13 protein-coding genes and 2 tRNA genes are annotated in these 15,013 nt (G+C 70.6%); 8 read left to right on the forward strand and 7 right to left on the reverse strand.

The features are described 5' to 3' along the window. Positions 1 to 92 precede the first annotated feature (92 nt). Positions 93 to 166: transfer RNA gene (locus DEI94_RS04090), tRNA-Gly, on the reverse strand. Between the two features lie 77 nt (positions 167 to 243). Here DEI94_RS04090 and DEI94_RS04095 point away from each other — a divergent pair. The 5 genes from DEI94_RS04095 (at position 244) to DEI94_RS04115 (ending at position 3,699) form a co-directional block, all read left to right on the forward strand. Continuing rightward, the gene (locus tag DEI94_RS04095) at positions 244 to 600 is read left to right on the forward strand and encodes a hypothetical protein (protein WP_181441905.1); all 357 of its coding nucleotides are present in this window, start codon (positions 244 to 246) and stop codon (positions 598 to 600) included. A 136-nt stretch (positions 601 to 736) separates the two neighbouring features. Further along, positions 737 to 813 (forward strand) — tRNA-Pro (locus DEI94_RS04100). A 35-nt stretch (positions 814 to 848) separates the two neighbouring features. Beyond that, the gene (tig, locus tag DEI94_RS04105) at positions 849 to 2,168 is read left to right on the forward strand and encodes a trigger factor (RefSeq protein ID WP_111027718.1); all 1,320 of its coding nucleotides are present in this window, start codon (positions 849 to 851) and stop codon (positions 2,166 to 2,168) included. 217 nt (positions 2,169 to 2,385) lie between these two features. After that, positions 2,386 to 3,012, forward strand: a complete 627-nt coding sequence (locus DEI94_RS04110; RefSeq protein WP_111011021.1) for an ATP-dependent Clp protease proteolytic subunit — start codon at positions 2,386 to 2,388, stop codon at positions 3,010 to 3,012. A gap of 27 nt (positions 3,013 to 3,039) precedes the next feature. Beyond that, the gene (locus tag DEI94_RS04115; protein WP_111011022.1) at positions 3,040 to 3,699 is read left to right on the forward strand and encodes an ATP-dependent Clp protease proteolytic subunit; all 660 of its coding nucleotides are present in this window, start codon (positions 3,040 to 3,042) and stop codon (positions 3,697 to 3,699) included. A gap of 233 nt (positions 3,700 to 3,932) precedes the next feature. Here DEI94_RS04115 and DEI94_RS04120 read toward each other — a convergent pair whose 3' ends face one another. After that, on the reverse strand, positions 3,933 to 4,664 hold the full coding sequence (locus DEI94_RS04120; RefSeq protein WP_111027717.1) for a copper resistance CopC family protein: 732 nt from the start codon (positions 4,662 to 4,664) through the stop codon (positions 3,933 to 3,935). Further along, positions 4,661 to 5,428 carry a YcnI family copper-binding membrane protein gene (locus DEI94_RS04125; RefSeq protein ID WP_111027716.1) on the reverse strand — a complete coding sequence of 256 codons (768 nt, stop codon included), beginning with the start codon at positions 5,426 to 5,428 and terminating at the stop codon, positions 4,661 to 4,663. Before DEI94_RS04125 ends, DEI94_RS04120 begins: the two co-directional genes overlap by 4 nt. Positions 5,429 to 5,634: 206 nt before the next feature. Between DEI94_RS04125 and clpX the strand changes: the two genes are divergently transcribed. Further along, a complete protein-coding gene (gene clpX, locus DEI94_RS04130; protein ID WP_111011025.1) occupies positions 5,635 to 6,915 on the forward strand; it encodes an ATP-dependent Clp protease ATP-binding subunit ClpX in 1,281 nt (426 codons plus the stop codon). A 137-nt stretch (positions 6,916 to 7,052) separates the two neighbouring features. On the opposite strand, the gene DEI94_RS04135 is transcribed toward clpX, so the two are convergent. Together DEI94_RS04135 and DEI94_RS04140 are read right to left on the reverse strand one after the other, a co-directional pair. Next, entirely contained in the window at positions 7,053 to 9,077 is a 2,025-nt protein-coding gene (locus tag DEI94_RS04135) for a M3 family metallopeptidase (protein WP_111027742.1), read from the reverse strand. A gap of 58 nt (positions 9,078 to 9,135) precedes the next feature. Further along, the gene (locus DEI94_RS04140) at positions 9,136 to 9,726 is read right to left on the reverse strand and encodes a TetR/AcrR family transcriptional regulator (protein WP_111011027.1); all 591 of its coding nucleotides are present in this window, start codon (positions 9,724 to 9,726) and stop codon (positions 9,136 to 9,138) included. A gap of 211 nt (positions 9,727 to 9,937) precedes the next feature. On the opposite strand from DEI94_RS04140, the gene DEI94_RS04145 reads away from it, so the two are divergent. Together DEI94_RS04145 and DEI94_RS04150 are read left to right on the forward strand one after the other, a co-directional pair. Continuing rightward, on the forward strand, positions 9,938 to 10,774 hold the full coding sequence (locus DEI94_RS04145) for an alpha/beta fold hydrolase (protein ID WP_111011028.1): 837 nt from the start codon (positions 9,938 to 9,940) through the stop codon (positions 10,772 to 10,774). 170 nt (positions 10,775 to 10,944) lie between these two features. Next, entirely contained in the window at positions 10,945 to 11,988 is a 1,044-nt protein-coding gene (locus DEI94_RS04150) for an SDR family oxidoreductase (RefSeq protein ID WP_258378019.1), read from the forward strand. A gap of 52 nt (positions 11,989 to 12,040) precedes the next feature. Here the strand turns inward: DEI94_RS04150 and DEI94_RS04155 are convergent, their stop codons facing one another. Then, positions 12,041 to 12,286, reverse strand: a complete 246-nt coding sequence (locus DEI94_RS04155) for a hypothetical protein (RefSeq protein WP_111026931.1) — start codon at positions 12,284 to 12,286, stop codon at positions 12,041 to 12,043. Between the two features lie 97 nt (positions 12,287 to 12,383). After that, a complete protein-coding gene (gene valS, locus DEI94_RS04160; RefSeq protein WP_111026930.1) occupies positions 12,384 to 14,978 on the reverse strand; it encodes a valine--tRNA ligase in 2,595 nt (864 codons plus the stop codon). Between the last annotated feature and the right edge of the window lie 35 nt (positions 14,979 to 15,013).

A 15,013-nucleotide genomic window follows, 5' to 3' on the forward strand; every position in this document is an offset into this window, starting at 1 on the left:
GACTATGGGCACGCGTGGGCACGACGACTGAACTCGGTCCGAGCCCCGGAGGCTGGCGAGACAGGAAACCGCTGATCAGAAGCGGAGTTATGTGGAGGGGATGACGGGAATCGAACCCGCGTAGCCAGTTTGGAAGACTGGGGCTCTACCATTGAGCTACATCCCCGTGCGACACCGCGGCGCCGCCCTCCGATCGTAGCGGACGGCCGGGTGCCCACGCACACCGCGCCTACACTCGGCGGCGTGCGGGTACCCCGGATCGCCACCACCAGCCACGATCCGCTCGTGTGGCGTTCGCGCGTGGTCTCCTACGTCCTCGTCGCCGTCGGCGTCGTCGTCCTGTCGTTCGCGCCGTCGGTCGTCGGCGGGCACGTGGGGGAGCGGCTGCACGTGCTCCTGCACGTCGTCCGCCCGATCGTCGCGGTGGCCCTGTTCGCGGCCGCGGTGCTCGTCCAGGTCGCCGTGGGCGTCCGCTGGCGGTGCCGCCTCCTGCGGGACGCCGCGGACGACGGCCGCCAGGACCGCAGGACCGGTCGCGGGCAGGACGCCGCCACCGACGGCCGGGAGGACCGGGGCGCGCTGCCACCGCCACCCGCGTGACGCGGGTGCCCACCGCCTCCACGGCCGCTGGGAAGGCCGGGAACGCGGCGCTTGCGTGCCGCTAGACTCGTCGGGATCGATCGCGGTCGGGTCCGTCCTGCCCGCGCTCGTTGCACGACCCTGGCCCGGCAACGACCGGGGCGTAGCTCAGCTTGGTAGAGCGCCCGCTTTGGGAGCGGGAGGTCGCAGGTTCAAATCCTGTCGCCCCGACCAGGTCACACCATCGTCAACCTCAGGAGAACACACCCTTGGTCACCAGCACCGTCGACAAGTTGAGCCCCACCCGGGTCAAGCTCACCGTGAACGTGACGCCGGACGAGCTCAAGCCGAGCATCGACCACGCGTACAAGCACATCGCCGAGCAGATCAACATCCCCGGCTTCCGGAAGGGCAAGGTGCCGCCGGCCATCGTCGACCAGCGCGTCGGCCGCCCGGAGATCCTGAACCACGCCGTCGGGGACGCCATCGACACCTTCTACCGCCAGGCGGTCGAGGAGAACGAGCTCCGCGTGCTCGGTCGCGCCGAGGCCGACATCGCCGAGCTCCCGAGCGTCAAGGACTTCTCCGGCGACCTCGTCCTCACGTTCGAGGTCGACGTCCGTCCCGAGTTCGACCTCCCCGACTACGAGGGCCTCGAGCTCACGGTCGACGCGGTCGACGTCACCGACGACGAGATCGAGGAGGAGCTCCAGAACCTCCGCACGCGCTTCGGCACGCTCGTCACGGTCGACCGCCCCGCCACCGCGGGCGACTTCGCCCAGCTCGACCTCACCGCGACCATCGGCGACGAAGAAGTCGACTCGGCCACGGGCGTCTCGTACGAGATCGGCTCCGGCGACCTCATCGAGGGCATCGACGACGCCCTCGAGACCCTGACCGCAGGCGAGTCCACCACCTTCGAGTCGAAGCTCCTCGGCGGCGACCACGAGGGCGAGACCGCCCAGATCGCCGTGACGCTCACGGCCGTCAAGGAGCGCGAGCTGCCCGAGGCCGACGACGAGTTCGCCCAGATCGCGAGCCAGTTCGACACGATCGACGAGCTCAAGGCGGACCTCAAGGAGCAGATCGCCAAGTCGAAGACCTTCGGCCAGGGCGCCGCGGCCCGCGACCAGCTCGTCGAGAAGCTCCTCGACAGCGTCGAGATCCCGATCTCGCAGCAGCTCATCGACGACGAGGTCCACCGTCACCTCGAGCAGGAGAACCGCCTCGAGGACGACGAGCACCGCGCCGAGGTCGCCGAGTCCAGCGAGAAGGCGTTCAAGTCGCAGCTGCTCCTCGACGCGGTCGCCGAGCAGGAGCAGGTCCAGGTCAGCCAGGAGGAGCTGACCCAGTACCTGATCCAGGCCGCCGCGCAGTACGGCATGGAGCCGGGCGAGTTCATCAAGGTGATCGACCAGAACGGCCAGATCCCGGGCATGGTCGGCGAGGTCGCCCGTTCCAAGGCGATCGCGACCGTGCTCGCCAAGGCGAAGGTCGTCGACACGAACGGCAACCCGGTCGACCTGTCCGCGTTCACCGCGGGCGTCGCGCAGGAGCCGGCGACGGACGCCGAGGCCGACGCCGAGTGAGCCGACCTGACTGACCGACCTCGCAGGCTCGGTCGGCGCCGCGCAACGCTGGCGCGTCGCACCTGCGAAGAGCGCGCACGGGAGGCCCGGGACCAGCTGGTCCCGGGCCTCCCGTGCGTCGTTCCCGGCCCTGGTATTGCCGACAGCGAACTCGGGAGATGCGCCGCGTTGCACCCGATAGGTTCGACGACAAGCGACAACTGAACGGGAGCTACACATGGCCGAAGCGACACTGAACCCCAGTGTTTTTGACCGTCTTCTGAGGGACCGGATCGTCTGGCTCGGCTCCGAGGTCCGTGACGACAACTCGAACGAGATCGCTGCGAAGCTGCTGCTGCTCGCGGCGGAGGACCCCGAGAAGGACATCTACCTCTACATCAACTCGCCCGGTGGTTCGATCACCGCCGGCATGGCCATCTACGACACGATGCAGTTCGTCCCGAACGACATCGTCACCGTCGGTATCGGGCTCGCCGCCTCGATGGGGCAGTTCCTGCTCTCGTCCGGCACCCCGGGCAAGCGCTACATCACCCCGAACGCCCGCGTGCTCCTGCACCAGCCGTCCGGTGGCTTCGGCGGGACCGCCGCCGACATCCAGACCCAGGCCAAGGTCATCCTCGACATGAAGCAGCGCATGGCGGAACTCACCGCCGAGCAGACCGGCAAGTCGATCGAGCAGATCCTCAAGGACAACGACCGCGACAACTGGTTCACCGCGCAGGAGGCCCTCGAGTACGGCTTCGTCGACCACCTCCGTGCGATGTCCAGTGAGGTCATCGGTGGCGGCGGGACGGTCGGCGACGGCGAGACCGAGACCCCGGCCGCGGCGCCGTCCGCCGAGTAGCCCACCACCAAGAAAAGGAAATCGAGAATGCATCTCCCCATGCTCGGTGGCGCGCAGAACGTCCCCGCACCCTCCGACCGCTACATCCTCCCGAGCTTCGAGGAGCGCACCGCCTACGGCTACAAGCGCCAGGACCCGTACGCCAAGCTCTTCGAGGACCGCATCGTGTTCCTCGGCGTGCAGGTGGACGACGCCTCGGCCGACGACATCATGGCCCAGCTGCTCGTGCTCGAGTCGATGGACCCGGACCGCGACATCGTCATGTACATCAACTCGCCCGGTGGCTCGTTCACGGCCATGACGGCGATCTACGACACGATGCAGTACATCCGTCCGCAGATCCAGACGGTGTGCCTCGGTCAGGCCGCGTCCGCCGCGTCGGTGCTCCTGGCCGCCGGCACGCCGGGCAAGCGTCTCGCGCTGCCGAACGCCCGCGTGCTCATCCACCAGCCGGCAACCCAGCAGGGTGGTGGGCAGGCGTCGGACATCGAGATCCAGGCCGCGGAGATCCTCCGCATGCGCACCTGGCTCGAGGAGACCCTGTCCCGGCACTCGAACCGCACCCCGGAGCAGGTCAACCACGACATCGAGCGCGACAAGATCATGTCCGCGCAAGAGGCCGTCGAGTACGGGCTCATCGACCAGGTGCTGACCAGCCGCAAGTCGCTGCCGGCGCTCGTCAAGTAGTCCCGACAGACCGAGGGCCCCGACCGTTCTGGTCGGGGCCCTCCGTCGTGTCCGGCGGCTTGCCGACCTGCGGCCTGCGGCCTGCGGCCTGCGTCCTGCGTCCTGCGGCCGTCCTGCGGCCTGCGGCCGTCCTGCGGCCTGCGGCCGCCCACCCTTCCGCGAGATCGCAGTCGTTGCCGTTCTGGGTCTCCTCAGAACGGCAACGACTGCGATCTCGCCGGGGGGGCCTGCGGTCAGTCTCGGGCGTCGTCGGCGAGGTCGTCCTCGTCGTCGCGGCCGCGTTCGGCGGTCGCCGGCTCCACGGCGAGTCCGGCAGGGCGGCGGAGCAGCAGCAGGACCACCACGATGAGCGCCACGAGCACGAGCCCACCCGCGCCGATCCAGATGGCGTCGCCCACGACGCCGCTGGAGCCACTGTCCGCGCTGCCCGTGCCGGTGTCGGACGCAGCGGCCGACGCGCCGGGCCCGGAGGCGCAGACCGGCGGCCGCGTGCTCCCCGTGGCGGGACGGAAGCCGGCCGGGGCCTCCCAGCGGAACCGGTACCGGTCCGACACCGTGTGGCCGTCGGCGCTGACGATCTGCCACTCGATCGTGTACTCGCCCGACCGTCCGAGCGCCGCCTTCGTCGTCATCGACGGGCCGTCCACGATGAGGCAGCCGTTCTCGTAGTACCGACCGCTCGGTCCGACGATCCGGTAGGCGAAGCCCGAGTTGGTGTCGCCGATGTCGAGCAGTCGATCGTTCGTCGTGATCTCGAACCGCTTCGGCAGTGAGGTCAGTGTGCCGTTGACGGTCGGCGTCGACGCGATCATGTAGTTGTGCGCGGAGGCCGGGGCCGCCAGTCCGAGGACGGCGCCTGCGGTGACCGCCACCGATGCCAGCGCGAGGGCGAGCGCGCGACGCGGCCCGGTCCTCCCGGCCGGCGACGCCGCACCGGATCCGGTGCGGATGCGGCGGGCGCTCACCGGGGACGCCGCCGGGCCATGGCGGCCGCGCTCACGACGCCCACCGCGCCGACGACGAGTCCGGCGATGCCGAGGCCCCGAGCGACGAGGTCGGTGTCCCCGCCGGCGGATCCGGTGCCGCTCGTCTCGGTGCCGCTCGCCTCGGTGCCGCTCGCACTGCCCGTCGCCGCGTCGCTGGCGTGCTCCTGCGCGTGGTCGTCGTCGTCGTCCGCGCCCGGGATCGCCGCGGTCAGGGTGACGGCCGGTGCGGGGTGCTCGGGCTCGTCCTGGCCGGCTTTCTGCACCTGGTCCCACTCGGTCGATCCGGTGACGCACGTCTGGGTCACGGGGAACGCGACGATCGTGCCGGGCTTGCCGTCGGGCAGCGAGAGCGAGAGCTGGAAGGTGTCGCGCTCGTCCGCGGCCAGGGGCGTCGTCGCCGTGTACGTGACGCTCGTCACGCGCGTCCCGGCGTCGGCGGGGTCCTCGTCGTCGCTCGCGGACTGCTTGCTCGTGTAGGGCTCCGTTGCCTTGGTGATCGTCCAGTTGGGGTTCACCGTGGGCGTGACGTCGATGACCGACCGCGGAACGTGGAAGGTCAGCGCGGTGGTCGGGGAGCCGTCGCACCCGTGCGGGACCGAGAACGTCAGGGTCGTGTACGAGTCGGCGGCGGTGTCCGTGGCCGTCGCCTCGACGTGGGCGCTCGCCGCGGCGGCGGTCCCGAGGACGAGAGCGGCCGTGATGCCCATGGTGGCGGCGGTGCCCGCGACGAGGCGCTTGCGCATGGAGGTCCTTTCGCTTCTACAACTTGTAGAGTCCCGACGGCCACCGTAGTCCGAGGCGGTCCTGTGGCACAAACCGGCCGCCCCGAGCGAACGCGTGGTGGTTTGCGGCACGGTCGCGCCGTCAGTGTCGTCGGATGCGATTAGGCTCAACTCCACGACGACCTCGTGTGCCAGCCACCGGTGCGCGACGACCAAGGAGGCCTCGCATGGCACGCATCGGAGAGAGCGCCGATCTCCTCAAGTGCTCCTTCTGCGGCAAGAGCCAGAAGCAGGTGCAGCAGCTCATCGCGGGCCCGGGCGTGTACATCTGCGACGAGTGCGTCGAACTCTGCAACGAGATCATCGAGGAACGCCTCGCCGAGGCCGGCGAGGACACCGCGGACGGCGACTTCGACCTCCCCAAGCCGCGCGAGATCTTCGACTTCCTCGAGGAGTACGTCATCGGGCAGGATCCGGCCAAGCGTGCGCTGTCGGTCGCGGTCTACAACCACTACAAGCGCATCCGCGCCCAGGGTGCGATCACCGCGGCCGAGCACCGCGGCGACGACATCGAGATCGCCAAGTCGAACATCCTGCTCATCGGCCCGACGGGCTGTGGCAAGACCTACCTGGCGCAGACCCTGGCCAAGCGGCTCAACGTGCCGTTCGCGGTCGCGGACGCCACGGCGCTCACCGAGGCCGGCTACGTCGGCGAGGACGTCGAGAACATCCTGCTCAAGCTGATCCAGGCCGCCGACTACGACGTCAAGCGGGCCGAGACGGGGATCATCTACATCGACGAGGTCGACAAGATCGCCCGGAAGGCCGAGAACCCCTCGATCACGCGCGACGTCTCGGGCGAGGGCGTGCAGCAGGCGCTCCTCAAGATCCTCGAGGGCACGACGGCGTCGGTGCCGCCGCAGGGTGGGCGCAAGCACCCGCACCAGGAGTTCATCCAGATCGACACGACGAACGTGCTGTTCATCGTGGCCGGGGCGTTCGCCGGGCTCGAGGACATCATCTCGTCCCGCATCGGCAAGCGGGGCATCGGCTTCGGCGCACCGTTGCACAGCCCGCTCGACCAGACCGACGTCTACGGCGAGGTCCTGCCCGAGGACCTGCACAAGTTCGGCCTGATCCCGGAGTTCATCGGGCGCCTCCCCGTCGTGACCACCGTGACACCGCTCGACCAGGCCGCCCTCATGGAGATCCTGACCGAGCCGAAGAACGCGCTGGTCAAGCAGTACCAGCGGATGTTCCAGATCGACGGCGTCGAGCTCGAGTTCGACCGGCAGGCGCTCGAGGCGATCGCGGACCTCGCGGTGCTCCGCCAGACCGGTGCCCGTGGTCTTCGCGCCATCATGGAAGAAGTCCTCGGCCCGATCATGTTCGAGGTGCCCTCGGACGATGACGTCGCTCGCGTCGTCGTCACGCGGGAGTCCGTGCTCGAGAACGCCGCGCCGACGATCGTGCCGCGGGCGCGCAAGCGCGTCGAGAAGTCCGCGTAGCGCCCCTGCAACGCGGTCGGCGGACGTCCCGCTGGCCCGTTGACCACGACCGTGCCGTTCGAACACCGCGATCCCGGTGTTCGAACGGCATCGCGGTGTTCGAAGCCCGGCGGCGCCTCGGCGGGACGTCGGCCGGCCTACTCGAGCCCGCGGCGGCGCAGCAGGGGACCGACCTCGGCGTCGCGGCCCCGGAACTCGCGGTAGGCCTCGAGCGGGTCGCGGGAGCCTCCGACACCGAGGACGATCGAGGCGAACCGGCGTCCGGCCTCGCGTGACAGGCCGCCGTGCTCCCGGAACCACTCCACGGTGTCCGCGTCGAGCACCTCGCTCCAGATGTAGCCGTAGTAGCCCGCGTCGTACCCGCCCGAGAACGTGTGGGCGAAGTACGTCGACGAGTAGCGCGTGGGGACCGCGGGGACGGCGATGCCGGCGGCCTCGAGGGCGTCCTGCTCGAACGCCTCCACGTCGGTCACCGCCGCGGCCTCCGCGGAGCTGAGGCGGTGCCAGGCCTGGTCGAGCATCGCGGCAGCGAGGTACTCGGTCGTGGCGAAGCCCTCGTTGAACCCCTCGGAGTCGCTGAGGCCGAGCACGAGTTCCGCGGGCATGGGCTCGCCGGTCTCGTGGTGTCGGGCGTAGTTCACCAGGACCTCGGGCCAGTTGAGCCACATCTCGTTGACCTGGCTCGGGAACTCGACGAAGTCGCGCTCGACGCTCGTGCCCGAGAACCGCGGGTACGTCGTCCGCGCGATGAGGCCGTGCAGCGCGTGCCCGAACTCGTGGAACAGCGTGGTGACCTCGTCCTGGGTCAGGAGTGTGGGGGACCCGGCGGCGGGCTTCGGCACGTTGAGGTTGTTGACGACGACGGGCAGGGTGCCGATCAGGGCCGACTGCTCGACGATCGGGTTCATCCACGCACCGCCGCGCTTGCCGTCGCGCGTGTACAGGTCGAGCAGGTAGAGGCCGACCGACGCGCCCTGTTCGTCCGTGACCTCGAACACCCGGACCTCGTCGTTGTAGCCGTGCAGGTCGGGCCGCTCGGCGAACGACAGGCCGTACAGGGCGTTCGCCGCGTGGAACACACCGTCGTGCAGCACGCGCTCCGCCTCGAAGTACGCGCGCATCGCGGTCGCGTCGACCGCGAACTGCTGGGCGCGGAGGATCTCGGTCGCGTACGCCCAGTCGTGCGCCTCGACCTCGTGGCCGAGCACCCGCGCACGGACCTCGCGCTCGTCCCGGGCGTTCGCGGCCGCGGCGGGCGCGAGCGACGTCAGGAGGCCGTCCACCGCCTCCGGCGTCCCTGCGGTCTCGTCGGCGGTCACGGCGGCGGCGTGGTTCGGGAACCCGAGGAGTTCCGCGCGCTCGGCACGGAGCCGGACGATGCGGAGCACGAGGTCCCGGTTGTCCCAGTCGTTGCCCCGCCGACCCCGCTGCAGCGAGGCGTCCATGATGCGGGCCCGGACCGCTCGGTCCGTCAGCGTCGCCAGGTAGGGGTGCCCGGTGAACAGCGGCAGGGTGATGAGCCAGCCGTCCAGGCCGCGCGCCTCGGCGGCCCCGCGGGTCGCGGACCGGGCACCGTCGTCGAGGCCGTCGAGCTGCGCCTCGTCGGTGATGTGCACGGCGAGGTCGTTGGTGTCGTCGAGCAGGTTGCGCTCGAACCGTGTCGTGAGCGTCGAGAGCTCCTGGTTCAGCGCGGTCAGGCGCTCCTTGCCGGATGCGTCGAGCCCCGCACCGGCCAGGGTCATCTCGGTGTGGGTCCGCTCCACGAGGCGGAGGTCCTCGCCGGTCAGGCCGAGGTCCTCGCGGGCGTCGTGCACGGCGGCGACCCGCTCGTACAGCCGGCTGTCGAGGGTGATCGCGTCGCGGTGGGCGGCCAGCAGCGGCGAGATCTCGGCCTCGAGGTCGTGGATCTCGGCGGTCGAGTCCGCCGAGGCGACGGTGAAGAAGGCCATGGACACGCGCGCCAGGAGCTGCCCGGACCGCTCGAGGGCGACGAGCGTGTTGTCGAGCGTCGGGGACTCCGGGTCCGTCGCAATCGCCTCGACCTCTGCGCGCTGCTCGCGCATGCCCTGGTCGAACGCGGGGCGGTAGTGCTCGAGCCGGACCTCGGTGAACGGGGGGAGCGCGTACGGGAGGCTGCTCGGGGCGTCGAAGGGCGTGGCCATGTCCACCACCCTAGGACCGGGGGTGCGGGGACGCCCGGGGGCGGGCCTCCCGGCCGGTTCAGCGGGTGGCGACCGCGGCGTCGACGAGCGTGGCGGCGGCGCGTCGGGCGTGGACGGCGGCGTCGGCGGTGCCGGCGATCGCCGCGGTGGTCTGGGCGCCCTCGGCGAGCAGTGCGAGCTGGGCGGCGAGCTCCTCGGCGTGGGCGTGGTCGAGCCCGATGGTGGCGGTGAGCCCGGCGATGTACCGCTGGAAGGACTCCTTGTGTCGCCGCGCCATGTCCGCGATCGCAGGGGAGGTCGCGCCGAGTTCCCCGAAGGCGTTGATGAACCCGCACCCGCGGAACGAGCTGTCGGCGAACCACGCCTCGAGGTAGTCGTAGACGGCGAGGAGCTTCGCTCGGGGCCCGTCGGCGGCGTCGACGGCGGCGCTGACCCCGCGCTCCCACATGTCGTGCCGGCCGGCGAGGACGGCGACGACGAGGTCCTCCTTGCCGGGGAACTCCTTGTAGAGGCGTTTCAGCGACACGTTCGCGGCCGAGCGGACGGCGTCCATGCCGACCGACTGGATGCCACGTCGGTAGAACAGCTCGTCGGCAGCGGCGATGATGCCGGCCCGGGTGTCGTCCTGCTCGACGGTGACGGTGCTCATGTCTGGTTCCTCTGGTCCTCGGTCGTGGCAGCGGAGGAGCTGCGGCGGGATGGTGTCGACGTCCCCCGTTCGGAGCAGTACCTGCGAGTCGGCTGAGACCGGCTTGCGCGGAGAACGCTCGTTCTCTACTGTAACGGACATCGGCGGAGAACGATCGTTCTCCGCCGAACCGGACCGAGAGACGGCCCGGACGACGAAGGGATGTAGGACGATGAGCACCATCACGGTCGGGACCGAGAACAGCATCGACATCGAGCTCCACTACGAGGACAAGGGCACGGGCCAGCCGGTCGTGCTCATCCACGGCTTCCCGCTCGACGGCAACTCGTGGGAGGGCCAGGTGCCCGCGCTCCTCCAGGCGGGCTACCGCGTCATCACGTACGACCGCCGCGGGTTCGGGCAGTCGTCGCAGCCGTCGACCGGGTACGACTACGACACGTTCGCGGCGGACCTCAACGTCGTCATGGAGACCCTCGACCTGCACGACGCGATCCTCGTCGGCTTCTCGATGGGCACCGGCGAGGTCGCCCGGTACATCGCCACCTACGGTTCCGGGCGCGTCGCGAAGGCCGCGTTCCTCGCATCGCTCGAGCCGTACCTCGCGGTGACCGACGACAACCCGGACGGAGCGGCGCCGATGTCCTTCTTCGAGGGGATCGCCGAGACCGTCGCGCAGGACCGCTACGCGTACTTCACCGCCTTCTACCAGGACTTCTTCAACCTCGACGAGAACCTGGGCAGCCGCATCAGCGAGGAGGCGGTCCGCAACGCGTGGAACGTGGCCGCCGGTTCCGGGGCCATCGCGTCCGCGGCCGCGCCCCTGACCTGGCCGACCGACTTCCGCGCGGACATCCCCCAGGTGGACGTCCCCGCGCTCATCGTGCACGGCACCGGCGACCGCATCCTGCCGATCGACGCCACCGGCCGGCGCTTCGCCGCGGCGCTGCCGTCGGCGGACTACGTCGAGATCGAAGGGGCGCCGCACGGGCTCCTCACGACCCACACCGCGGAGGTGAACGAGGCCCTGCTCGCCTTCCTCCGCAAGTAGGTCCGGCGCAGCACCAGCCCGCTCCTCTCGCACCCCGCCCTCCGATCCGGCAGGGTGGTGGCCGCAGGGCGATGCCCCGCTCCACTCCGGAGCGGGGCATCGCCGTGTCCGGCGCTCGCGGCCCGCGAACGGCCGTCGCTGGGAACGACGGCCACCCGGAGGGCGTACCAGTGGACCGTCAGGAGACGGGGACGTCCCGCTCCGCCGAGCGCACCGGGAGGCGCACCATGGGCAAGCGGAACCGCACGATCGTGATCACGGGGGCGTCCAGCGGCATCGGTCGGGCCACGGCGCTCCGGTTCGCCCGCGCCGGCGACGCGGTCGTCCTCGCCGCCCGTCGTCCCGCCGCCCTGGAGGCCGTGGCCGCCGAGTGCCGTGCGCTCGGTGGCGAGGCGCTCGCCGTGCCGACCGACACGAGCGACGAGACCGCCGTGCTCCGCCTGGCAGCGGAGGCCGTCCGCCGGTTCGGACGCATCGACGTGTGGATCAACGACGCCGCCATCTCGTCGTTCTCGCCGTTCCTGCAGATGCCGATGGACGAGTTCCGCCGCGTGATGGACGTCAACGTCATGGGGTACGTGTACGGCGCACGCGCGGCCCTCGAGGTCATGGAGCGGCAGGGGCGTGGCGTGCTCGTCAACGTGTCGTCCATCGTGGGCGAGGTCCCGCAGCCGTACACCGCGCCCTACGGCATGTCGAAGGCGGCGGTCCGTGCCCTCGGCGTGAGCCTCCGGTCCGAGCTCATGCTCCGCGGCAAGAAGCGCATCCACGTCGTCACGGTCCTGCCGCCCACCGTGGACACGCCGTTCTTCCGGCACAGCGCGAACCACACCGGCCGCAAGATCGTCGCGCTGCCGCCGGTCTACGGTGTCGACAAGGTCGCGCGCGCGGTCGTCCGCGCGGCCGACGCGCCCGGCAAGGCGACCGAGATCGCGATCGGAGGTGCCGGCAAGGCGTTCGTGCAGCAGCACCGCATGACCCCGGCCGCGGTCGAGGCGCAGATGGCGATCCAGACCGACAAGACGCACCTGTCGCGCCACGAGCACGTCCCCGACAACCAGGGCACGATCTTCACCCCGTCGTCCGACCCGCGGGACGCGACGGCGGATGGCGGGTGGCACGGCGGACGGCGCACCGCGAGCCGCAACGTGATGGGCTGGGCGCTCGTCGGCGCGATCGCGGTGTTCGTCCGACGGCGTCTCCGCGCGCGCTGACCAGCCGCGCCTGGCTGCCTGCCCTGCCCGGCCGAGACCGGGCTGGGTCCGCTCAGGGCTCGTCGTCGTGGGGCGGCGTCGTCACGGCCTGCCCGAGCGTGTCGAGGTGGATCCGCGTCCCGTCGTCGAGCTCGGCGATCGGTCGGCGCTCGAGCCACGTCAGGGTCCAGCGCCACGTCGAGGCGTCGACCCCCTCGTCGGCGAGTTCCTCCTCGACCGTCCGGACCGCGACGAGCATCGCCTCCGGCAGGGCGGCCGGTGGCTCCTGCCTGACGCTCCATCGTGTGCCCAGCTGCATGGTGCCTCCAGTCCGTCCCAGTCCGATCCGAGATCGCAGTCGTTGCCGTTCTGATCGAACCAGAACGGCAACGACTGCGATCTCGCGGAGGGGGGGGTCAGACCGCGGGCTGCTCCTCGAGCTCGATCTCGACGACGCTGAGCTCCGCGCCCTCCGCGAACGCCAGGTTCCGGATCCGCCCGACCGCGGCGAGGTCCGGCGCGGCCTGCTCGATGAGCGCCCGCACCGGCTCGGGGGCCGCGATGACCGCCCGCGTGACGGGCGTCTTCTGCGACGCCTTCGCCGCCGTCTTCGCCCCGCGGATGCCGATGAGCGCCTGCCCGACGGCCTCGAGCAGCCCGGACTCGTCGGCGTCGACCGGCAGGTCGGCCGGGGTCGGCCAGGAGGCCCGGTGCACCGATCCGTCGTGCGTCCAGGCCCACACTTCCTCCGTCGCGAACGGGAGGAACGGTGCGAGCAGGCGGGTCAGCACGTCCATCGCGGCGCGGAGCGCGAGCACCGCCGAGGCCTGCGTCTCGTGGGTGGCCTCGTCGGCGGTGCCGTACGCGCGCTCCTTGACGAGCTCGAGGTAGTCGTCGCAGAACGTCCAGAAGAACCGCTCGGTGACCTCGAGCGCGCGGGCGTGGTCGTACTGCTCGAACGCGGTCGTGGCCTGCTCGACGACCGAGCGGAGCGCGGCGAGCATGTCCACGTCGAGCGCCTCGGTGACGCTGTGTGCACCGACGGGCAGCTCGAAGCCGTGCACGAACTTCGCGGCGTTGAGCACCTTGATCGCCAGGCGTCGACCGACCTTGATCTGCTTGGGGTTCTGCGGGTCGAACGCCGCGTCGGTGCCGAGACGCGAGGACGCCGCCCAGTACCGGACCGCGTCGGCGCCGTGCTGCTCGAGCATGTCGATGGGCGTGACGACGTTGCCCTTCGACTTCGACATCTTCTTGCGGTCCGGGTCGACGATGAACCCCGAGATCGAGGCGTTCGCCCACGGGGCGACGCCGTCCTCGAGCTGGGCCCGGAGCGCGGTCGTGAACAGCCAGGTCCGGATGATGTCCTGGCCCTGCGGACGGACGTCGTACGGGTAGACGATCCCGAACAGGTCGGGGTCCCGCTCCCACCCGCCGGCGAGCTGCGGGGTCAGGGACGAGGTCGCCCACGTGTCCATGACGTCGACCTCGCCGATGAACCCGCCGGGGACGCCGCGCTGGTCGGCGGAGTAGCCGGGAGCCGGGTCGGACGACGGGTCCACGGGGAGCTGGTCCTCGGTCGGGGTGATCACCTGGTCGAACACGGGGTTGCCGTCGGCGTCGAGCGGGTACCAGACGGGGAGCGGCACACCGAAGAACCGCTGCCGCGACACGAGCCAGTCGCCGGACAGGCCGTTCACCCAGTTCTCGTACCGGACGCGCATGAAGTCCGGGTGGAACGCGATCTGCTGACCGCGCTCGACGAGGGTGTCCTTGAGCTGCTGGTCGCGCGACCCGTTGACGATGTACCACTGCCGCGTCGACACGATCTCGAGCGGCTTGTCGCCCTTCTCGAAGAACTTGACCGGGTGCGTGATCTTCTTGACGTCGCCGATGAGCTCGCCCGATTCGGTGAGCGCGTCGACGACGACCTGCTTGGCGCTGAACACGGTCTTGCCGGCCATCTCGGCGTACACGGCCAGGCCGCGCTCCGAGGTGATGACGTCGGGCGCCTGTGACACGATGCGGCCGTCGAACCCGATCACCGAGCGGTTCGGCAGCTGCAGCTCGCGCCACCAGACGACGTCCGTCGTGTCGCCGAAGGTGCAGATCATCGCGATGCCGGCGCCCTTGTCCTGCTGTGCCAGGTGGTGGGCGAGCACCGGGACCTCGACGTCGAACAGCGGGGAGCGCACGGTCGTCCCGAACAGGTCCTGGAACCGTTCGTCGTCCGGGTGCGCGACGAGTGCGACGCACGCGGGGAGCAGCTCCGGCCGGGTCGTCTGGATCACGACGTCGCCGCTGCCGTCGGTCTTGTGGAACGCGATGCCGTGGTACGCGCCGGGCTGGTCCCGGTCCTCCAGTTCGGCCTGCGCGACCGCCGTGCGGAACGTGACGTCCCACAGGGTCGGTGCGTCCGCCTGGTAGGCCTCGCCGCGGGCGAGGTTCCGCAGGAACGCCTTCTGCGCGATCGCCTGCGATTCGTCGCCGATCGTCCGGTACGACTGCGTCCAGTCCACCGACAGGCCGAGGGTGCGCCACACGTGCTCGAACTGCTGCTCGTCCTCGACGGTCAGGCGCTCGCACAGCTCGATGAAGTTGCGGCGTGAGATCGGGACCTGGTCGGCGGCCTTGGTGCTCTTGCCGTCGCCGCCCTCGAACGGTGGCGTGAAGGACGCGTCGTAGGGGAGCGACGGGTCGCAGCGGACGCCGTAGTAGTTCTGCACGCGGCGTTCCGTCGGCAGGCCGTTGTCGTCCCAGCCCATCGGGTAGAACACGCGCTTGCCGCGCATGCGCTCGAACCGCGCCTTGACGTCGGTGTGGGTGTAGCTGAACACGTGCCCGATGTGCAGCGAGCCGGACGCCGTGGGCGGCGGGGTGTCGATCGAGTAGACGTCGGCGCGGGTCGCACCATCGCGGTCGAACCGGTAGATGCCGTCGGTCTCCCACTGCGGGCCCCAGACCTGCTCGAGGCCGTCCACCGAGGGCTTGTCGGGCATGGGCTTGGTCATGGCTGCACCTTCCGGTCGATGTGTGCGGCACCGAG

It is taken from the genome of Curtobacterium sp. MCBD17_040, assembly GCF_003234805.2.
Classification (GTDB): Bacteria; Actinomycetota; Actinomycetes; order Actinomycetales; family Microbacteriaceae; genus Curtobacterium.